20 protein-coding genes are annotated in these 20,353 nt (G+C 59.7%); 12 read left to right on the top strand and 8 right to left on the bottom strand.

Annotated features, from left to right (window positions below):
- Nucleotides 1–3 precede the first annotated feature (3 nt).
- From fliJ to AKL25_RS02435, 12 genes are all read left to right on the top strand, one after another.
- Entirely contained in the window at nucleotides 4–444 is a 441-nt protein-coding gene (fliJ, locus tag AKL25_RS02490) for a flagellar export protein FliJ (protein ID WP_050476036.1), read from the top strand.
- A 38-nt stretch (nucleotides 445–482) separates the two neighbouring features.
- A complete protein-coding gene (locus tag AKL25_RS02485) occupies nucleotides 483–1,736 on the top strand; it encodes a flagellar hook-length control protein FliK (protein ID WP_050476035.1) in 1,254 nt (417 codons plus the stop codon).
- Between the two features lie 150 nt (nucleotides 1,737–1,886).
- Nucleotides 1,887–2,408 (top strand): flagellar basal body-associated protein FliL, encoded by a 522-nt coding sequence (gene fliL, locus AKL25_RS02480; protein ID WP_050476034.1) that lies wholly within the window; start codon nucleotides 1,887–1,889, stop codon nucleotides 2,406–2,408.
- Between the two features lie 4 nt (nucleotides 2,409–2,412).
- Nucleotides 2,413–3,426: a flagellar motor switch protein FliM gene (gene fliM / locus AKL25_RS02475; protein ID WP_050476033.1), complete on the top strand. Its 1,014-nt coding sequence runs from the start codon at nucleotides 2,413–2,415 to the stop codon at nucleotides 3,424–3,426.
- A complete protein-coding gene (fliN, locus tag AKL25_RS02470) occupies nucleotides 3,419–3,868 on the top strand; it encodes a flagellar motor switch protein FliN (RefSeq protein ID WP_050476032.1) in 450 nt (149 codons plus the stop codon). The genes fliM and fliN overlap by 8 nt, the downstream gene beginning before the upstream one ends.
- Nucleotides 3,865–4,335, top strand: coding sequence for a flagellar biosynthetic protein FliO (gene fliO / locus AKL25_RS02465; protein ID WP_083444541.1), 471 nt, complete (start codon nucleotides 3,865–3,867; stop codon nucleotides 4,333–4,335). Before fliN ends, fliO begins: the two co-directional genes overlap by 4 nt.
- Nucleotides 4,322–5,089, top strand: a complete 768-nt coding sequence (gene fliP, locus AKL25_RS02460) for a flagellar type III secretion system pore protein FliP (RefSeq protein WP_050476031.1) — start codon at nucleotides 4,322–4,324, stop codon at nucleotides 5,087–5,089. Before fliO ends, fliP begins: the two co-directional genes overlap by 14 nt.
- Before the next feature lie 9 nt (nucleotides 5,090–5,098).
- Nucleotides 5,099–5,368, top strand: a complete 270-nt coding sequence (gene fliQ / locus AKL25_RS02455; RefSeq protein ID WP_007882592.1) for a flagellar biosynthesis protein FliQ — start codon at nucleotides 5,099–5,101, stop codon at nucleotides 5,366–5,368.
- Nucleotides 5,369–5,409: 41 nt separating this feature from the next.
- The gene (gene fliR, locus AKL25_RS02450; protein WP_050476030.1) at nucleotides 5,410–6,213 is read left to right on the top strand and encodes a flagellar biosynthetic protein FliR; all 804 of its coding nucleotides are present in this window, start codon (nucleotides 5,410–5,412) and stop codon (nucleotides 6,211–6,213) included.
- Between the two features lie 137 nt (nucleotides 6,214–6,350).
- The gene (locus AKL25_RS02445) at nucleotides 6,351–7,565 is read left to right on the top strand and encodes an efflux RND transporter periplasmic adaptor subunit (RefSeq protein WP_050476029.1); all 1,215 of its coding nucleotides are present in this window, start codon (nucleotides 6,351–6,353) and stop codon (nucleotides 7,563–7,565) included.
- 11 nt (nucleotides 7,566–7,576) lie between these two features.
- Nucleotides 7,577–9,532, top strand: coding sequence for a MacB family efflux pump subunit (locus AKL25_RS02440; protein ID WP_050476028.1), 1,956 nt, complete (start codon nucleotides 7,577–7,579; stop codon nucleotides 9,530–9,532).
- The gene (locus AKL25_RS02435) at nucleotides 9,532–10,959 is read left to right on the top strand and encodes an efflux transporter outer membrane subunit (protein ID WP_050476027.1); all 1,428 of its coding nucleotides are present in this window, start codon (nucleotides 9,532–9,534) and stop codon (nucleotides 10,957–10,959) included. Before AKL25_RS02440 ends, AKL25_RS02435 begins: the two co-directional genes overlap by 1 nt.
- A gap of 73 nt (nucleotides 10,960–11,032) precedes the next feature.
- Here AKL25_RS02435 and flgL read toward each other — a convergent pair whose 3' ends face one another.
- The 8 genes from flgL to flgE form a co-directional block, all read right to left on the bottom strand.
- Nucleotides 11,033–12,166, bottom strand: coding sequence for a flagellar hook-associated protein FlgL (gene flgL / locus AKL25_RS02430; RefSeq protein ID WP_050476026.1), 1,134 nt, complete (start codon nucleotides 12,164–12,166; stop codon nucleotides 11,033–11,035).
- Between the two features lie 19 nt (nucleotides 12,167–12,185).
- Entirely contained in the window at nucleotides 12,186–14,447 is a 2,262-nt protein-coding gene (flgK, locus tag AKL25_RS02425; RefSeq protein WP_050476025.1) for a flagellar hook-associated protein FlgK, read from the bottom strand.
- Nucleotides 14,448–14,609: 162 nt separating this feature from the next.
- Nucleotides 14,610–15,557 carry a flagellar assembly peptidoglycan hydrolase FlgJ gene (gene flgJ, locus AKL25_RS02420; RefSeq protein WP_050476024.1) on the bottom strand — a complete coding sequence of 316 codons (948 nt, stop codon included), beginning with the start codon at nucleotides 15,555–15,557 and terminating at the stop codon, nucleotides 14,610–14,612.
- 13 nt (nucleotides 15,558–15,570) lie between these two features.
- Nucleotides 15,571–16,710 (bottom strand): flagellar basal body P-ring protein FlgI, encoded by a 1,140-nt coding sequence (locus tag AKL25_RS02415; protein ID WP_050476124.1) that lies wholly within the window; start codon nucleotides 16,708–16,710, stop codon nucleotides 15,571–15,573.
- 15 nt (nucleotides 16,711–16,725) lie between these two features.
- On the bottom strand, nucleotides 16,726–17,385 hold the full coding sequence (locus tag AKL25_RS02410) for a flagellar basal body L-ring protein FlgH (protein ID WP_050476023.1): 660 nt from the start codon (nucleotides 17,383–17,385) through the stop codon (nucleotides 16,726–16,728).
- A gap of 58 nt (nucleotides 17,386–17,443) precedes the next feature.
- Entirely contained in the window at nucleotides 17,444–18,226 is a 783-nt protein-coding gene (gene flgG, locus AKL25_RS02405) for a flagellar basal-body rod protein FlgG (protein WP_050476022.1), read from the bottom strand.
- Nucleotides 18,227–18,247: 21 nt separating this feature from the next.
- Nucleotides 18,248–18,988: a flagellar basal-body rod protein FlgF gene (flgF, locus tag AKL25_RS02400; RefSeq protein ID WP_050476021.1), complete on the bottom strand. Its 741-nt coding sequence runs from the start codon at nucleotides 18,986–18,988 to the stop codon at nucleotides 18,248–18,250.
- A 71-nt stretch (nucleotides 18,989–19,059) separates the two neighbouring features.
- A complete protein-coding gene (gene flgE / locus AKL25_RS02395) occupies nucleotides 19,060–20,328 on the bottom strand; it encodes a flagellar hook protein FlgE (protein ID WP_050476020.1) in 1,269 nt (422 codons plus the stop codon).
- Between the last annotated feature and the right edge of the window lie 25 nt (nucleotides 20,329–20,353).

Genomic DNA, 20,353 nt, shown 5'->3' with positions numbered 1-20,353 from the left:
ACCATGGCTACGACCTCTGCCCTCGAGACGCTGATTGAACTGGCGACCAAAGAAACCGATGAAGCGACAAAGCGCTTGGGACGGGCAGTACGCACGAGTGAAGAAGCACAGCAGAAACTTGTTATTTTGGAACAATACCGTGATGATTATGCTTTGCGCTTTCAGGAAAGCTTATCATCTGGTTTGACGGCGATGAGCTATCGCAATTTTCAGTTATTCATTGAAAAAATCGACAGCGCCATTTCCGGCCAGCAAGACGTAGTAAGGAATGCGCAGCAACGTGTCGCCGACGCTCGGGCGGCATGGCAGGCATGCGAACGCAAGCGGATGTCGTATGGCACGCTGGCGACACGCGCCAAGCAAACTGCGCAGTTGCGCGAAAGTCGACGTGATCAGAAGCAGACGGATGAACATGCTTCGCGGATCACGTTTTACAAGCGGTAATAACCGGTAAGAACGGTAAGCAAGGACTGGCGGAAACGATGAACACACAATTGCCGATACTCAATGTCGCAAGCCTGCAGAATTCTGCACGCCCGGCAACGCAAGCCGATTCCTTCTCGGCCGACGTCCCGTTCAACCAGGTGTTGAACAAGGAAGTCAGCAACCGCAACACCGAAAATCAAAGCAAACCGAACACCGCCACTCAGGACAACGCCGCGGCCGACGCAGCCAAACCTGCGACGCCGACACCGCCGGCAAGCACGGCGGCCAGTTCGGACAGCAGCACCAAGACCGCGTCCACAGACGAAAAGAGCGACGAAGACAAAGCCGCAGCCGACGATCAAAGCACCACCGACGCCGCTTCGGCGCAAATGCTGGCGCTGGTCGCCAACTTGGGCCAGATCGCCGTTCAACCGACCGCCAGGAAGCCGGGCGACGCCGATATGGATGCGCTCGCCAACCAGAAAGGCGGCAAGAAGAGCATCGCCGTCATCAACGCCAAAGATCAAAAAGACCTGGCCGATCTGCAAAAGCAGGACGACGGCAAAGGCAAAGCACTCGATATTTCCAGCATGTCGGACAACAAGGACGTTGCCGACAGCAAAGACAAACCGGTCTTCCAGGCGCGTTCCGCCGCAGACAAGGCGCAGCCTGAATCGCCGGTCAGCACCAAGGCCGTTCAGGCCGACCTGCAAGATGCCGCCAACGCTACGCGCGCCGCCGCCAAGGCAGCGCCTGAAGTCGTCGTCAAGCCGGCAGACACCGCGCAGCCTACCGCAGCCACCGTCATTCCCGCTTTACAGCAAAGCCTGACCGTGAGCCAGCAAGCCGCCCTCGCCGGCCAGGCCGTGGATCGCCTGGCGCCGACAGTAGGCGGCAAGGGCTGGGATCAGGCCGTCGGACAAAAAGTCCTGTGGATGGCCACCAACGGTACGCAAAGCGCATCGCTGACGCTGAACCCGCCGGATCTGGGTCCGTTACAAGTCGTCCTGCACGTGACCAACCAGCACGCCGACGCCACCTTCATCACTGCCCAGCCGGAAGTCAAGCAGGCGCTTGAAAACGCCATGCCGAAGCTGCGTGAAATGATGGATCAGGCCGGTATTCAGCTCGGCCAGGCAACCGTCAACACCGGCAACCCGAACCAGCAGCAAGGCGCCAATCAGCAACAGGCGCGCGGCAGCAACTCGTCGCACTTCGGCGCCGGCACCGATGACGCCGACGTGAATGTCGCCATCGTCCCGCGCCCGGTTGCAACCGGCGGCCAGGGACTCGTGGACACATTTGCATAAGTGCGGATGAACACATAAGACGCGACGAAGAGTCGGGTTAAACAGAATTCAAAAATAAACAGGTGTCCGGACCGCAGCATTCAATATCAGCAGATTCTTGCCGATAGTAATTTTATGTGCACCGCAGGCACCCACGAAAGGGAAAAATAGATGGCAACAAAAGCAGCAAAACCGGCAGCCAAGGGGGCGGAAGCAGATGCGCCGGCACCAAAGTCGAAGAAAATGCTCTTCATCATTCTGGGCGTTGTCCTGCTGCTGGTTGTCGGCGGCGGCGCTGCCGCGTTCATGATGATGGGCAGCAAAGCCAAGAAAGGCGCGGAAGACCATCCGAAAGAAGAGGCCACCTCCAAGGTGCCGGTCTTCGTCGTGATCGAACCTTTCGTGGTCAACCTGTTGCAGGAAACCGGCGATCAGTTCCTGCAGGTTGCGCTGACGCTGCAAGTGCCGAATGCCGAAACCGCAGAAACGCTCAAAGTCTTCATGCCGCAAGTCCGCAGCCGTTTGCTGATGGTCTTGTCCAGCAAAAAAGCATCCGAACTGATGACCAATGAAGGCAAGCGCAACCTGACCGATGAAATCATCGATCAGTTGGGCGAACCATTTGCCGGCGGCGGCAAGGGTCCGACAATTACCGACGTGTTTTATACCTCTTTCGTGATTCAACAGCAGTAGCATCATGGCCGAACACTTTCTATCCCAGGAAGAAGTCGATGCACTCCTAAGAGGAGTGACGGGGGACGAAGACGAAGAAAAGGTCGTCGAAGAAGCCCCCGGTACGGTACGCAACTACAATCTTGCGACGCAAGAACGTATTGTGCGCGGCCGTATGCCGACGCTCGAAATCATCAATGAGCGTTTCGCCCGCCTCTTCCGCATCGGCTTGTTCAACTTCATTCACCGTACCGCCGAAATCTCGGTCGGCCCGGTGAAGGTCGCCAAGTACAGTGAATTCATCCGCAACCTGGTCGTGCCGACCAACCTGAACCTGGTCCATATCAAGCCGTTCCGCGGCATCGGCCTGGTGGTGTTCGATCCGCAGTTCGTGTTTCTGCTGGTCGACAACATGTTCGGCGGCGACGGCCGTTTCCACACCCGCATCGAAGGTCGTGAATTCACGCCGACCGAGCAACGCATCATCATGCGCGTGTTGGAAATCTGCTTCGAAAACTATTCCAAATCGTGGGAGCCGATCTACCCGATCGAATTCGAGTACATCCGCTCCGAGCTGAACACGCAGTTCGCCAACATCGCGACCCCGAACGAAGTGGTGGTGTCGACCACCTTCACCGTCGAACTGGGTCCGGTCAGCGGCGAAATTCACATCTGCACGCCGTACTCGATGATCGAGCCGGTCCGCGACAAGCTCACCAGCAGCATGCAGGGCGAAGCGCTGGAAGTCGACAAGCGCTGGATCCGCCTGATGAAGCAACAGATCCAGACTGCCGAAGTGGAGCTCATCGCCAACTTCGGCACCGCCCGCGTCACATTTACCGACTTGCTGAACATGCAGGTCGGCGACGTCATCCCGCTGCATACCGTGACACCGGTCACCGCGCAGGTTGATGGCGTCCCCGTGATGGAATGCAGTTACGGCAAATTGAACGGTCAATACGCATTGCGCGTCGAGAAACTGCTGTCCATCACGCAACAGGAAACACCAGAAAGTATTCAAGGAGAGCAGAATGGCTGAAGACAACGTTGACCAAACAGCGGCGGAAGACGATCCGTGGGGCGCCGCGTTGGCCGAACAAACACAGGCTGAAGAAGCGCAGAAAAAGACTCCGGAAGACGACGGCGGGCTTACTGCAAAACCGGCTGAAGCGACGATTTTCAAGGATCTCAGCGCGGCGGATCTGCAAACCAATACACCGAACGATATCGACTTCATCCTCGATATCCCGGTGCAGCTGACCGTCGAACTGGGCCGCACCAAGATCGCCATCAAGAACCTGCTGCAACTGGCGCAGGGCTCCGTGGTGGAACTGGACGGCATGGCGGGTGAACCGATGGACGTGCTGGTCAACGGCTGCCTGATTGCCCAGGGCGAAGTGGTGGTGGTGAACGACAAGTTCGGTATCCGCCTCACCGATATCATCACGCCTGCAGAGCGTATTCGCAAACTGAATAGATGAACCGTCCAAACCGCCTCAGCCTCGCTCCGGCTCGCAGGTTTTACAGCCTCATCGCAGTCCTGCCGGCAGCACTCGCTGCCGGTGCGGTTCAGGCGGCCGAGCAGCAACCGGCCGCCGCCCTTCCCTCCACGTCCGGCAGCATCTTCACCATGCTATTGGGCCTGATCGCCGTATTGGCGCTCATGGTCGGCATCGCATGGCTGTTCAAACGCAGCGGACTGGCGCCGAACGCCGGCGGCAACGCTGTGGCAAAAATTATCGGCGGTGTCAGCGTAGGCACACGCGAGCGCGTTATCGTGGTTGAAGTCGCCGACCAGTGGATCGTCGTCGGCGTCGCTCCCGGACGCGTCAACACCTTGGCCACCATGCCGCGTCAGGAGCATGTTGCGGCGACGACGCCAACCGCGTCCGCCAACTTCGCCTCCTGGCTCAAACAAACTATCGATAAGCGTAATGGCAGCAGTTAGAACATTCCTGGCGCGCTCACCTTCCTGGCTGCGCCTGTTGCCGGTCTTGCTGCTGTGCCTGCCGCTTGCGGCTTCGGCGCAGGGCTTGCCGGCCTTCACCAGCACGCCGTCGGCCGGCGGCGGCCAGACCTACAATCTCAGCATCCAGACGATGCTGTTCCTCACCTCGCTCTCGTTCATCCCTGCGGCGCTGCTGATGATGACCTGCTTCACCCGCATCGTCATCGTGCTGTCGCTGCTGCGCCAGGCGCTGGGCACGTCGTCGACGCCGCCGACGCAGGTGCTGGTCGGACTGGCGCTGTTCCTGACGTTTTTCGTGATGGGGCCGGTGTTCGACAAGATCTACGTCGACGCTTACCAGCCGTTTTCGGAAAACAAGATTTCCATGATCGACGCCATGGAAAAAGGCGCGGGCCCGCTCAAGGAATTCATGCTCAAGCAAACCCGCCAGTCCGATCTGGCCCTGTACGTCAAGCTGTCGCACAGCCCGGACCTGCAAGGCCCTGAAGACGTGCCGCTGCGCTTGCTGATTCCGGCCTTCATCACCAGCGAACTCAAGACCGCCTTCCAGATCAGTTTTGCCATCTTCATTCCGTTCCTGATCATCGACATGGTGGTCGCCAGTATCCTGATGTCGATGGGGATGATGATGATGTCGCCGGCCATCGTGTCGCTGCCGTTCAAGCTGATGCTGTTTGTGCTTGTCGACGGCTGGCAGCTGCTGATCGGCTCGCTGGCGGAAAGTTTTTACTAAGGTTCGATCATGACTCCTGAAAGCGTAATGTCCCTTGGCCGCCATGCCATGGAAATCACCCTGATGATCGCCGCGCCGATGCTGGCGACGGCACTGGTCATCGGTTTGCTCGTCAGCATTTTCCAGGCGGCGACGCAGATCAATGAAGCCACGCTGTCGTTCATTCCCAAGCTGGTAGGCGTGTTTCTGGCGCTGATCATTGCCGGTCCGTGGATGATCGGCGTCATGCTCGACTACATGCGCCTGATGTTCACCGGCATACCCGCCATGGTGCAATAGCACCGGCGGCGATTGCACTTCGCTGCAATCCGACAAAAAACATGATCAATTTCACCAGCGACCAGCTCGCCATCTGGATCGCCTCCTTCATCTGGCCCCTGACCCGCATTCTCGGCCTGGTGTCCATCGCGCCGCCATTCGGCAGCGCCAGCGTGCCGATGCAGGTCAAGTTGTTGCTGGGCATCATGATTGCATTGGTCATCGCGCCCGACGTCCCCGTTCCTCCTGCGCTCGACCCGATGTCCATCACCGGCTTGATGATCCTGCTCCAGCAATTGCTGATCGGCCTGGCCATGGGATTTGCGGTGCGCCTGGTCTTTGCCGCCATCGAAATGGCCGGCGAACTGACCAGCAACACCATGGGCCTCGGTTTCGCTGTATTCTTCGATCCCCAGTCGCAGGGCCGCACTTCAGCGATCAGCCAGTTGTTCTCACTGCTGGGCACGCTGGTGTTCCTGAGCATCAATGGCCACCTGGTTCTCATTGCAGTGATGGCCGACAGTTTCCACACCCTGCCCATCACCGCGGCGCCGATCACTGCCGAAGGCTTCCACTATCTCGCCTTGTCCGGCACGCGCATTTTCAGCATGGGCCTGCAGCTGTCCCTGCCGATGCTGGTGGCGCTGCTGATCACCAACGTCGCATTGGGCATCCTCACGCGCGCGGCGCCTCAGCTGAATCTGTTCGGGATCGGCTTCCCGATCACGATGGTGGTCGGCTTCGTGCTCATCGCGGTGTGCTTGCCGTACATGCTCACGCCGATGCAGCACTTCCTCAACGACACCGTCGAATTGGTTCGCATGCTGGGCGGTATGGCGACCATTCCCCCCATGCCCAAGCGCTGATCAGCTTTTACAGCGAACTTACATCCACTTTACGCATCTTTACAGTTCAAGGGCGCGATCGGAGGCACACTTGCTCCTCGCCCCCATATCGGGACCGCCTGCCGCCATTTTCCCGATATTTTCAACTGTCATGACGCATGAATACCCGCCGAAAAAAAATCCTCAGATACACCCTTGTCCTGGTCCCCGTCATTGCCTTGCTGGCCTTCGCCAGGATGACGCTTTTCCCTTCCGCAGCAGCGCCCGACTATCTCAGCGCCACCGCTGCCAGACGCGACATCCAGGACACCGTCCTTGCCAGCGGCACCATCAAAGCCTTCAAGCAGGTCAGCGTCGGCGCCCAGGCATCGGGCCAGATCAAGTCGCTCAAGGTTGCGCTGGGCGACCAGGTGAAAAAAGGCCAACTGGTTGCCGAGATCGATTCGCTCACGCAAGAGAATGCGCTCAAGACCGCCGAGGCCGAACTGGAAGACACGCGTGCGCAGCTGCGCGCCAAGGAAGCGACGCTGAAGCAATCCGAACTGGCCTATCAGCGCCAGCAGCAGATGCTGGCGCAAGACGCCAGCTCGCGTGAGAACTACGAGACCGCAGAAGCCACGCTCAACACCACCAAAGCGGATATCGCCGCACTCAAGGCGCAAATCGACAAGGGCAAGATTTCCGTCGACACGGCGCGTGTGACGCTCGGCTATACCAAGATCACTGCGCCTATCGACGGCACCGTCGTGGCCATCGTTGCGCAGGAAGGCCAGACCGTCAACGCCAACCAGAGCACGCCGACCATCATCAAGGTGGCGCGCATGGATACGGTCACCGTCAAGGCGCAGATATCCGAAGCCGACGTCACCCGCGTCAAGACCGGGCAGCCGGTCTATTTCACCATCCTCGGCGAGCCAGACAAGCGCTACACCACCACACTGCGCTCCATCGAACCGGCCCCGGATTCGATCCTGCAGGACGACACCTCGACCACGTCGACATCGTCGACCACCACCAGCACCACCTCCACGGCCATCTATTACAACGGCTTGCTGGATGTGCCCAATCCGGACGGCAAACTGCGCATTTCCATGACCACACAGGTCTACGTGGTGCTGGCGGAAGCGCGCAACGCCATCGTCATTCCCTCCACTGCGCTAGGCGAACGCGACGCCGGCGGCCGCTATACGGTGCGCGTGCTCGACGCCAAAGGCATGGCAACGGCGCGCAAGGTGCGCATCGGCATCAACACCAACGCCAGCGTACAAATCACGGAAGGCCTGAACGCCGGCGAGCGCGTCGTCATCGGCAACAGCAGCGGCGCCGATACGCTCTCCACCAACACACACCGCGGTCCGCCGCCGATGATGTAATCGGGGCGCGCATGAATACCCCCTTACTCGAACTGCGGAATCTGCATCGCGAATTTCCGGCGGGCGACCAGACCATCACGGTGCTCAACGACGTCAATCTGTCCATCAACGCCGGCGAAATGCTGGCCATCGTCGGCGCATCCGGATCGGGAAAATCAACGCTGATGAACATCCTCGGCTGCCTCGACAAACCGACGCGCGGCAGCTACATGGTCGCCGGCCGCGAGACCGCCCGGCTCAGCCCTGACGAACTGGCGGAACTGCGCCGGGAACATTTCGGCTTCATCTTCCAGCGCTACCACCTGCTGTCGGACCTGAGCGCGCTCGGCAACGTCGAGATCCCGGCCATTTATGCCGGCAAGGAACGCAACAGCCGGCATGCACGTGCCGCCGGCCTGCTGCAGCGCCTGGGCCTGGGCGAACGCATGCAGCACAAGCCCGGCCAGCTCTCGGGCGGACAGCAGCAGCGCGTGAGTATCGCGCGCGCGCTGATGAACGGCGGCCAGGTGATCCTAGCCGACGAGCCGACCGGCGCCCTCGACAGTCACAGCGGCCAGGAAGTCATCAGCATCCTCAAGGAGCTGCACGCCGAAGGCCACACCGTGATCATCGTGACCCACGATATGCAAGTGGCGGAGCACGCGCAGCGCATCATCGAAATCAGCGACGGCGTCATCATCGGCGACCGCCGCAAGGAGGCCGCCCAGCCTGCAGCGTCATCATCGCCGCCGGTGAAAGCCGCGCCTGCCATCAGCCCCTGGCGCGCCGGGCTGGATCGGCTGTCGGAAGCCTTCCACATGTCGCTGCTGGCGATGAATGCACACCGCCTGCGCACCTTCCTGACCATGCTCGGCATCATCATCGGCATTGCCTCGGTGGTGTCGGTCGTCGCGCTCGGCGCCGGGTCGCGCGAACGCATCCTCAAAGATATCAGCGCCATGGGCACCAACACCATCGACGTCTTTCCCGGCAGCGATTTCGGCGACATGAAAGCGTCGGCAATACGCACGCTGGTGCCGGCCGACGCCGACGCGCTGGCCCAGCAAGGCTATGTCGACAGCGTCACGCCGAGCGTGTCGACCACGTCGTCGGTGCGCTACCGCAATGTCTCGGTCAGCGCGCAGATCAGCGGCGTCGGCGAACAGTATTTCCGCGTGCGCGGGCTTGCCGTCACCGAGGGACAAAGCTTTGACAGCGACGGCGTCGCGTCGCGTGCGCAAGAAGTCGTCATCGATGCCAACACGCGCAAAAAACTGTTTGCCGACAACGCCGATCCGATCGGCGAGGTGATCTTTCTCGGCAGCGTTCCCTGCCGCATCATCGGCGTCACCAAGAAGCAGGAAAGCGGTTTCGGCAACAACGACAGCCTGAATGTCTGGGTGCCCTACACCACCGCCATGAGCCGCCTGCTCGGGCAAAATTACCTGAAAGGCATCACGGTGCGCGTCAGCGACAGCGTCCCCTCATCCGCAGCCGAGCAAGGGATCGTGAAGCTGATGACCTTGCGCCATCGCACCAAGGATTTCTATGTCTTCAACACCGACAGCATCCGCCAGACCATCGAAAAGACGACGGCCACGCTGACCCTGCTGGTATCGATGATCGCCGTCATTTCACTGATCGTCGGCGGTATCGGCGTGATGAACATCATGCTGGTCTCGGTCACCGAACGTACGCGTGAAATCGGCGTGCGCATGGCAGTCGGCGCGCGCCAGAGCGACATCATGCAGCAGTTCCTGATCGAAGCGGTGCTGGTGTGCCTGGCCGGCGGCCTGCTCGGGGTCTTGCTGGCCTTGTCGTTCGGCGCGCTGTTCGCCAGCTTCAGCAAAAATTTCACCATGGTGTATTCGACGACCTCCATCGTCTCCGCCTTCGCCTGCTCCACCCTGATCGGCGTCATATTCGGCTTCCTGCCCGCACGCAATGCCGCACGGCTGGATCCGGTCGATGCACTGTCGAGAGAATAATGAACAAATACCTTACCCTCCGCCCTGCTGCCCTGGCGGCCCTCCTGTTGTCCGCCGGCCTGCTGAGCGGCTGCGGCGCGCTGATGCAGACGCCCTACACGGCGCCCACCACCGCCATCCCGGCCACCTGGGCCCACGGCGACGGCCGCGCAGAAGTCGATGGCGGCAAATGGTGGCAACATTTCGGCGACGCCAACCTGGACCGCCTGATCGATGAAGCCCTGCTGCGCAACAATGATCTCGCGGCCGCCACCATCAAGGTGCGGCGCGCGCAACTGCAAGCCGGCATCGCCGCCGACGAGCGCTTGCCTGCGCTCAGCTCCAGCACCTCCACGACTTACAATCGCGCTCTGCGCAATGACCGCAGCAGCTACAAGTCGAGCTCCACCGCGGTGACGCTGAGCTACGAAGCCGATCTCTGGGGCAAGCTCGGCAGCCAGTACGACGCCAAAAAATGGGAAGCGCTGGCCACCGAACAGGATCGCGAAAGCACAGCCCTGAGTCTGATCGGCACCACCGCCAACCTGTACTGGCAAAGCGCCTATCTGAATCAGCGCATCGCCCTGAGCATGGAAAGCATCGCCTACGCCGAAAAGACGCTGGCGCTGGTGCGCACGCAATACCAGGCCGGCGCGGTGTCGTCGCTGGAAGTACTGGAAGCGGAACAGAATCTGGCCACGCAACAGTCGAGCCATACCGAACTGCTGCAGCAGCAAGTCGAGGCCGCCAACGCGCTCGCCCTGCTCTTCGACGGTCCGCCGGGAAAAAGCTATCCTTCGCCGCAACGCCTGCCTGAGCAGGCACTGCCGCAGTTGCAGGCGGGCCTGCCCGCAGATCTGCTGGGACGTCGTCCGGACTTGCGCGCAGCGGAACTGCGCCTGCGCGAATCGCTCGCCACGGTCGACTACACCCGCGCCAGCTACTACCCCAGCCTGACACTCACCGCGGCGGCAGGAGGCAGCAGCCAGGACCTGCGCAACGTATTGCTGAACCCGATCGGCACGCTGGGCGCCGGGCTGGTGTTGCCCTTCCTGCAGTGGAACCAGATGCAGCTGAACATCAAGTCTTCACAAGCCGATTACGAAAGCGCCGTGGTGAGCTTCCGCCAGACGCTTTACACCGCGCTCTCCGACGTTGAAAACGCGCTGTCGGCGCGCGAACAATATGCCGCGCAAGGGACCCTGCTGGAAAAGAATCTGCAAGCGGCCCGGACCACTGAACGCCTTTATGAGCTGCGCTACCGCACCGGTTATGTGGCGCTCAAGGACTGGCTGGATGCGCAGGAAAAACGTCGCACGGCGGAAGTGTCGCTGACGCAGAACCGGCTGAATCGGCTGAATAACCAGATGACCTTGTATCAGGCCCTGGGCGGCGATATGCAAGGCGACGACAAGCTTGCAACGGTAACGTCGCAAAGCACGCAATAAGCAGAAAAAAGAAAGAGAAAGCGGAAGGAAAAACGCGACGCCGGGCGAGCGCATGCTCACCCGGCAGAGGGAATTACTTGAGGTAGTTCAACAGCGTCAGGCTGGTAGTCGACACAAACACCTTTTGTGCGGCCTGCAGATACTGTTGCTGAAGCGCCAGCTGACTGACCAGTGCAGTCGTGTCGCTCAGGTTGCGGCCCAGCAAATCGTTGGTGGTCTGGGTGTATTGCTGATCCAGTACCTTGCCTTGCGCATCCAGGTTATCCAGCTCGTTCTGGCGCGCACCGACCGACGCCGTCGCGGCTTCGATATTGCTCATCTGCGAAGTGATCGACGCCTGGAACGAATTCAAGCTGCGGGTCAGCGCTGCCTGGCTGCCGGCAATCGGCGTACGTGCGGCGTCAGCCTTGTCGGACAAGAGCTTGGCGTTGGCGGCCTGCGTCAACAATGTTGCATAGTTGGGATCGGTCGGCTGAGCTGCGTCCAATGCCGCTTGCGCGGTCTTGTAAGCCTGGATCGGGAACTGCCCCGAACCCGACGGATATTCAAATGTATTGGCAGCCTGGGTATCGGCGTTGTTTGCCGCTTCCGTGGTGGGTACGGACAGCAAGGTGATCATGTTCTGCATCATCTTGAATGTATCCACACCATTGCCCTGGAACACCGACTGTCCCGACACGCTGACTTCCATCTGACGCGTCGAATCGACCTGCAGTGTTTGTGCGCCCTGGTCGCCGTTGTAGACGATATTGCCGGAGTCATCAAAGGAAAACGGCGCGGTGCCGCTCTTGAAGCCGCCAAACACGTAATTGCCCAGACCGTCGGTCGAATTGGCGAAACCCAGCATTTCGTTGAGGTTGCCCTTGAGCTCCGTCGCCATGTTGGCGCGCTCGGCATTGGAGAACGACGCGTCGCCGGCTTCGATGATGTCGGACTTGAGCTTGGACATCATGTCGGTGACGCTGGTCAGTGCATTGCTCACCGTCGCCAGCGAGCTGTTGGCGTTGTTGCGGTTCGTCGCAAACTGGGTGTTCAGCGCTTGCGTCTGCGCCAGATCCAGCGCGCGCGCAGCGGCGATCGGGCTATCCGACGGCAGCAAGACCGTCTGGCCGGCGTTGATCTGCTGGTTGAGCTTCAAGATCCCGCCCTGCATGCTGGTCAGGTCGTTATTGCTCAACTGATAAATCATGTTGGTGCTGATGCGCATTTTAATCTTCCTTCAAACTTTAACCGCCAAGGGTGAACAAGACATTCAGCATATCGCTGGCAGCCTGAATGATCTTGGCTGCTGCCTGGTAGGCGGTCTGGTTCTTGATCATGTTGGCCAATTCCTCATCCTGATTCACGCCGGACTCGGACTGCTGCTGCTGCTGAATGGATGTCAGACGGGCATTTTCAGCCTTGTTGGTGACATTGATTTCATTGGTCTTGTTGCCGATAGTCGCAACCAGTTGCGAATACGATCCCTGGAACGAAGTGTTGCCGATGGTATTGGCGGTCTGCAGCGCGTTCAATGCCTGGGCGTTGCGGTTGTCGTTGACGCCGCCGGTATTCGGGCCGAGATAGAACTGGTCGCCGTTGGCCGGCTGGCCGGTGATCTTGAAGCTGGCGCCGGCGGTCGTGAACGTGTCGCCCGACGTGTAGTTGATCGCTGCACCCGCGGCATAGTTGGTCGTCGTGCCGTCTGCATGCGTCACCACCACAGCGCCGACCGATGCCGACGGAGTAAATTGATTCGTAGCGCTATTAAACGTAAAGGCCAGCTTGGTGCCTGCCGCCAATGGCGTATAGGTCGAATCGATCGTACCGGATGAAATGGTGGCGGTACCGGTATTTGCAGGAACCGGCGAAAACTTGAATGTGTCGCCGTTGGCTGGAGCGCCGCTCAACACGAAACTGACGCCGCCGCTGGAAACAGTCGCACCGGCCGAATACGGAATCGCCGCACCGGATGCATAGGTTGTCGTCACGCCGGCGGTCGTCGTCACTGTTACTGCTGCCGGCGGCACCAGCGCAAGCGACGTCGTGCCGGAGTTATAGGTGTAGGTCTGCGTAGCGCCAGGTGTAAATGTCGCTTTGTCTACCGTGGCCGAAGTGATCACACCGGTACCGGTGTTGCCGGTAGTGACGATACCCATGTCGGTCACGGCATTGCTGGAAGTCAGCACGGGCGTACCCGCGGCGATCAGTTGCGTATTGGTGATCGCTACGCTCATGGATGCAGCGCCGGCCACGGTCGGCTTGATCAGGAAGCTGTCGCCCGCTGCCATCGTAGGAGCGGCATAGGTCACGCCGTCAATCGTCACCGGGAAGGTGCCCGGCGGCGCAGCAGTCGGATCGACGATCGTCTTGGTGTTGTCGGACAAACGCGTGAATGTGTACTTGGTGCCGTCGTAGCTCAGCTTGTAGTCGCTGGTCGACAGCTTGGATGGATCCGTGATGGTCGCGGTCGCTGCAGCAGTCGCCGAGTTGCCGGTGTCGCCATACACCACCGGTTTGCCGACGTTGAAGAAATCGGTGCCGAGGTTGCCGTTCTGATCCTGGCCCAGCTTGTGCTGTGTGTTGAACGCCGTCGCCATTGCGATGGCAATGCGGCCCAGCGAATTTTGCGCCGGATCGAGCGTCTCGCTGCGGTATTGCAGGATGCCGCCGAGACTGCCGCCGGCGAATGCCGAATCCGGAATCAGGACGTTTTGACCATTGGTCTGATACGAAATCTGCAGGCGTGTCGGATCATTGGTCGCCGTTGTCGCCACCAGTGTCGATATCGTATTGCCCAGCACGAGCGGCTGGCCGTTGCCGATGAAGACGCTCATCGAACCATTGTCTTGCGGCAGGGTTGTGACTTTGACGATCTTGTTGAGATCGGCGATGGCCTGATCGCGCTGGTCCAGCAAATCGTTAGGTGCAACGCCGCTGCCGCCGGACGCCTTCAGGATGGCCTGATTCAGCGCCAGGATCTGGCTGGCATATGTATTGATGGTGTCGACGGTCGACGTGATCTGGCTGTTGACGCCGTTACGGCTCTGCGTCAATTGATCGTTCAGGCTCTGGAAACGCGCAGCCAGCGTCTGACCGGCAGAAATCACCGACTGACGGGCGCCGTCATTGTTCGGGGTCGACGCCAGATTCTGCGTGCTCGTGAAGAAACTTTGCAATGCCGGCGACAAGCCTGCCGACGTATCGGCGATCAGATTGTTGATCTGGCTGATCTGCGTGGCGTAAGAGTCCAGCGAGCTGGCAGTCGTTTGGGACGACAGCACCTGCTTGTACAGGAAATCGTCATAGACGCGCTTGATTTCCGCGACCTGAGTGCCTTGACCGACAAAGCCATAGCCGTAGTTAATACCGCCGGCCGTGCTTTGCACGACCACCTGCCGGTTGTAACCCGGGGTTGTCGCATTGGAAATATTGTGGCTGGTCGTCGCTTGCGCCGCCTGAGCCGCCGCAAGTGCACTCTGCCCGATACTGAAGATACTGGTAGCCATACGATATTTTCTTTAACGGAATATCCTGATCAACGGCATTTCGTCAGGAAACTTTAGGAGTGACCGGCAATGAATTTGAGAGTGCGCTTATACAAGGGCGTTCCCCAAAAAGCGCCATTCATCGCCATCGCCCCCACGGTCATGCCGGAGCCGGACCAACAATCAGGCGGAAAGGGATTGTCGGATGATGCGCGATAGCTTTTCCGCATAATGCGGGTCGGTTGCATAGCCGGCGCGTTGCAGGCCGTAAGCAAAACCGTGGGCGTCTTGCGCGTTCGCCAACACTTTTTCATAGCGGGGGTTGCTGCGCAGCAGCTTGGCGTAATCCTGGAAGGCTTCCGAGTAGGAGTCGTAAGCACGGAATTTTTCAATCTTGCGCTGCGCCACGCCGTTGACGTACTCAACCGTGGTCGCCTCAACCACCTTGCCGGTCCAGTTGCCTGTGGCCTTGATGCCGAACAGATTGTGCGCGGAACTGCCGTCGCGGGCGCGGATTTCTTTCTTGCCCCAACCGGTTTCCAATGCGGCTTGCGCCAGCATGAACTTGGCCGGGATGCCCGTGACCTGGCTGGCGGCTTCGGCATCGGCCTGCAGACGGTTCTGGAATGCTTCGATATGCGCCGGACGCTGCTGACCGCCCTTGTTGCGTTTGCCGCCGCCCTGCGATACGTCGTCGGTGCCGTTGGCGATGCCTTGCACCAGGCGCGCCTTGTCGAGATCGCTGAGGCCGTTGGCCAGCGGGATATCCAGCGGCAAGCCTGACGACGACGCTTCGTCATCGGTCGGGAACGGCTTGTTCAGGCTATGCGACAACTGGCGCACCAGCATGTCGGCCAGGCCGACGCCGCGCTGCGCCATGTTCTGGCTCAGTTGCTGATCCAGCATGCTGGTAAACATCTTGGTCTGCTGGCTGTCGAACATGCCGTCTTGCGGCGTTGCATCGCGCATGCTCTTCAACATCATGTTCAGGAACAAGGCCTCGAATTGCTTGGCCGCGCCCTTGAGCGATTCCGGCGACTGCGCTGCAGCCGACGACTTCAGGCTGTTCAGGCTGTTGGCATCGACGGCAAGGCTTTCAGTCGGATTGACCGGCTTGATGTTGTTGATCATGAACTTGCCTCGATTAGATGATTTCCAGCTCGGCGCGCAACGAGCCGGCAGCCTTCATCGCTTGCAGAATGGCCAGCAAATCCTGTGGCGTGGCGCCAATCGCGTTGAGCGCCTTGACGACGTCGGCCAGCGAAGCGCCGCCCTTCAGGTACATGACTTTGCCGGGCGTCGAATTGATCGAGATCTGGGCGTTCTGGTTGGCTGCCGTCTGGCCGCCGGACAAGGCGCCAGGCTGGCTGATGCTGTTCTCTGCATTGATCACCACCGACAGGTTGCCGTGCGATACCGCGCAGGTGTCCAGGCTGACGGACTGGTTCATCACGACCGAGCCGGTACGGGCATTGAGGATGACCTTGGCGCTGACGCGTGCAGGCACGACATCGATATTTTCCAGCGCACCGAGGAAGGCGACGCGCTCGCCGCTGCCTACCGGAGCACGAATCCGGATCACGCGGCCATCTTGCGCCACGGCGGTATCAAAGCCAAAACGCTTGTTGACGGCTTCCACCACGCGGCTGGCGGTGGAAAAATCGTTGTCGTTCAATTCCAGATTGATGGCGTCGCCCTGGCCCAAGGCCGAAGGAACCGCGCGTTCAACCGTGGCGCCGGCAGAAATGCGGCCCACGCTCAATTGATTGATGGTGGTGCTGCTGCCGGCTGCGGAAGCGCCGGCGCCGCCGACCACGATGTTGCCCTGGGCGATGGCGTAAATCTGGCCGTCGGCGCCTTTGAGCGGCGCCATCAGCAAGGTGCCGCCGCGAATGCTCTTGGCGTTACCGATCGACGACACGGTGACGTCCAGCGTCTGCCCCGGCTGCGAGAATGCCGGCAACGAGGTCGTCACCATCACGGCAGCGACGTTCTTCAACTGCATGTTGCTGGTCGACGTGCTGGGCAGATTGACGCCCAATTGCTGCAGCATGCTGACGACGCTTTGTACGGTAAACGGCGTTTGCGTGGTCTGGTCGCCGCTGCCGTCGAGACCGACGGCCAGGCCGTAGCCGACCAGTTGATTCTGGCGCACGCCCTGAATACTGGCGAGATCCTTGAGGCGCTCGGCGTGTGCAACGCCGGCACTGAGCAAAGTAACGGAGGCCAGCAGGACCGACACCAGGCGGGTGGTCTGCTGTGCCAGGAATGAACGTTGAATCATCATGCGACTCCCTGATTAGAACGGTGAGACGCTGAAGAAAAAGCGCGACAACGAGGACATAAATTCGGCCATATCCACACGGGTATTGGTGCGGTATTCCACTTTGGCGTCAGCCACAGCGGTGGACGAAACGGTATTGCCGGTGGCGATCTTGTCGGGGCTGACGGTGCCGGAGAAGCGCACGTATTCAACGCCTTTGTCGAGCGCGACCTGCTTCTCGCCGCTGACCAGAAGATTGCCGTTTTGCAGCACTTCGATCACGGTCACGCCGATGGTGCCGGTAAAGTTGTTGCTGGACGAAATGGCGCCCTTCTCATCATATTTGCTGGTGCTGCCGCCGCTGCCGGACAACTCCTTGATCGACGTGCCGAACAAGGTCGGCGCGATGGCGCTTGCGCTGCCGGTCTTGCTGGACGAACTGCCGGCCGACTTGGCGGCCGTGGTGTTTTCATTGATGACAATGGTCAGCGTATCGCCCACCAGACGCGCACGACGATCTTCCAGCAACGGACGATATGCCGCCGACTGGAAAATCGCACCGTTGGTCGGCGGTGCATACGAAGCCGGCTCGGGCCGGGCCGACTTCGGCCCGGTGACGATCGACTCCGGCACGGTGGTACATCCAGCGATGGCGAACATCCCGATGATGGCAGCAAGTTTCAGCAGGCTATTCATGTTTGCCTCATCCCATTTCAACAAAACAAAGTAATACAAATACGCATGACACCAAACATTACATCTGCGACAGTTTCGCCAGCATCTGGTCGGACGTGGTGATGGCCTTGCTGTTGATTTCGTAAGCGCGCTGGGTCTGGATCATGTTGACCATTTCCTCGACCACGTTCACGTTCGATGTTTCAACGTAACCTTGCCACAGTGCGCCGGCGCCGTTGGTGCCCGGGGTATTCGGTGCTGGCGTGCCGGATGCGGCAGTTTCCGCATACAGGTTTTCGCCCTTGCTTTCCAGACCGGCCGGATTGATGAAGGTGGCGACCTGCAGTGTGCCGATCTGTGTTGTTGCCGTCGAGCCGGCTTGCATGATCGATACCGTGCCGTCGCGACCGACTGTCAGCTTGGTGGTATTGGCAGGAATCGTGATCGGCGGCTGAACGGTGTAGCCGCTGGAAGTCACCAGTTGACCCTGGCTGTCCGTCTGGAACGAGCCGTCACGCGTGTATTGCGTAGTGCCGTCCGGCATCAGAACCTGAAAGAAACCTGCGCCTTGGATGGCGATGTCCTTGTCATTGTCTGTCTGGTTCACGTTGCCTTGCGTATGAATACGCTCGGTGGCAACCGGACGCACGCCGGTACCGATTTGCAGGCCCGATGGCAATTGCGTCTGCTGCGACGATTGCGCGCCCGGCTGACGGATGGTCTGGTACATCAGATCTTCAAACACGGCGCGCGAACGCTTGAAGCCGTTGGTGCTGACGTTAGCCAGGTTATTGGAGATCACGTCCAGCTGCGTTTGCTGCGCATCCAGACCGGTTTTGGAAATCCACAAGGAACGAATCATTTTTTCTCCAGTACCTGGTTATTAACTCAACGACAGAATTTGGTTTGCTTTATCTGCATCACTTTGGGCGGTTGTAATCACCTTCATGTTCAGATCGAATTGGCGTGCGAGATTGATCATGCTGACCATCGACTCGACGACATTGACGTTACTGCCTTCCAGCGCACCGCCGGCGAGGCGGACGTTGGCGTCCGGCGGCGCCTGCGTGCCCACGGTCATGCGGAACAATCCGTCATCGCCGCGCTTCAATGCTTTTTCATCCGGATTGACCAGCTTGATCCGTCCCAGGATATTCACCGCATTTGGCGTCCCGGTGGTCGGAATCGACGACACCGTGCCGTCGGAAGCGATCGCAATGGTGACATCGGGCGGAATACTGATCGGACCGCCGTCGCCCATGACGTTCAGGCCGGTCTGCGTTTGCAGAATGCCGTTTTCGCTCAGCTTGAAGCTGCCGTTGCGGGTATAGGCTTCGCCGCCGTCGGAACTCTGCACGGCAATCCAGCCCGGCCCCTGAACGGCGACATCGAGCGCGCGCCCGGTGTCCTGAATCGGACCGGCGCTGAAATTGGTGCCTGCGGTCGAATCGACCACAAACGTACGCGTGGCCAGCCCTTCGCCGACAACAGGCACTGCGCGAAATGTGTTGAGCTGCTCGCGAAAACCGGTCGTCGTTGCATTGGCCAGATTGTTGCTGGCATTGGCCTGCTGCTCCAATGAGTGCTTGGCGCCGGACATCGCGGTGTAGATCACACGATCCATAGTTACCCCTATATTTGCGTGCGGCAGTGTTGCCGCACGCTTCCCCGCTTAATGCAGATTGCTCAGACCGATTAACGCAGGCTGACCAAGGTTTGCAGGACGGTATCCTGCACCTTGATGGTTTGCGAATTGGCCTGATAAACGCGTTGCGCCACGATCATGTTGACCAGCTCAGTGGTCAGATCGACGTTGGAGTCTTCCACGGCACGCGCTTGCAAGACACCGAACTGGCCGGTGGTCGGCTTGCCGATCAATGGATCGCCCGCATCGGACGTCGCGGTGTACAAGTTGCTGCCCAGAGGCTGCAAGCCGTTGGGATTGGCGAAATTGACCAGCAGAACCTGACCCAGAACCTTGGTGTCATTGTTCGAATAGCTGCCCATGATCTGGCCGTCTTTGCCGATCGAGAAGCTCGACAAAACACCTGGCTCTTTACCGTCCTGGCTTTGCGCGACTGGTGCAAAATCGGCGCCGGTCTGGGTCGTGCCGCTATAGTTCAGGGTGATGCCGGCAGCAGCAAAAGCCGCGCCAGGTTTCGCGGTCAGATTCAGCGTCGCGGCAGGCTGCGCGCTGGTCAGAATACCGTTATTGTCGAAAGTCAGCGTACCGACTTTCGCTTGTGTGGCAGGAGCCACGATAGCCGGATATGGCGCACCGTCAACGGTCGTATAGACATCCCAGTTGGTCGCGGTTGCAGTCGACGTTGCTGTGTTCTTAACGTAGTAAGTCTGAACGTTATAGCTATTACCCAGACTGTCATAGACGGTCACGCCGGTCGTGCTGTTCCACGTTGTCGAGTCACCGAAAACGAATGGCGTTGTCGTGGAGTTGATCCCGGTCAGACGCGAGTCCAGATTCAACTTGGTTGTAACTCCTGTCGTCTGCGTCGCAGGAATATTCGAGGTATCGATCTTCAGCGGAACCGGATCGCCGCCCACCACCGTACCCAGCCAACCGGTCAGGTACGCGCCCTTTTCGCTTGGGTTGATGATGTAGCCATCTTTGTCCAGCTGGAACTGACCGTTACGGCCGTATAGCGGCGCCGCATCCGACAGGCTGCTTTGCATGCGGAAGAAGCCGTCGCCGTTGATGGCGATATCCAGCGGATTGTTGGTGGTGGTGACGTTGCCCTGTGTGAACGCCTGCTGCACGTTAGCCACTGCCACGCCGATACCGACCGGCGAGTTGCCGGAACGGTTCATCGAGTTCGCGTACATGTCGGCGAACTGCGCCTGCGCCGATTTGAAACCCACTGTGCTGGCGTTGGCAACGTTGTTGCCGATGACGTCGAGGCTCTTCGATGCCCCTGCCAAACCGCTCAGACCTTGTTGAAAACTCATTTGATTCTCCTTTTGCTGGACGCGG

It is taken from the genome of Herbaspirillum rhizosphaerae (genome assembly GCF_001189965.1).
Taxonomy (GTDB): Bacteria; Pseudomonadota; Gammaproteobacteria; order Burkholderiales; family Burkholderiaceae_D; genus Herbaspirillum; species Herbaspirillum rhizosphaerae.
The sequence above is the reverse complement of the archived record's forward strand: the minus strand, read 5'-3'. Positions and strand labels throughout refer to the sequence as shown.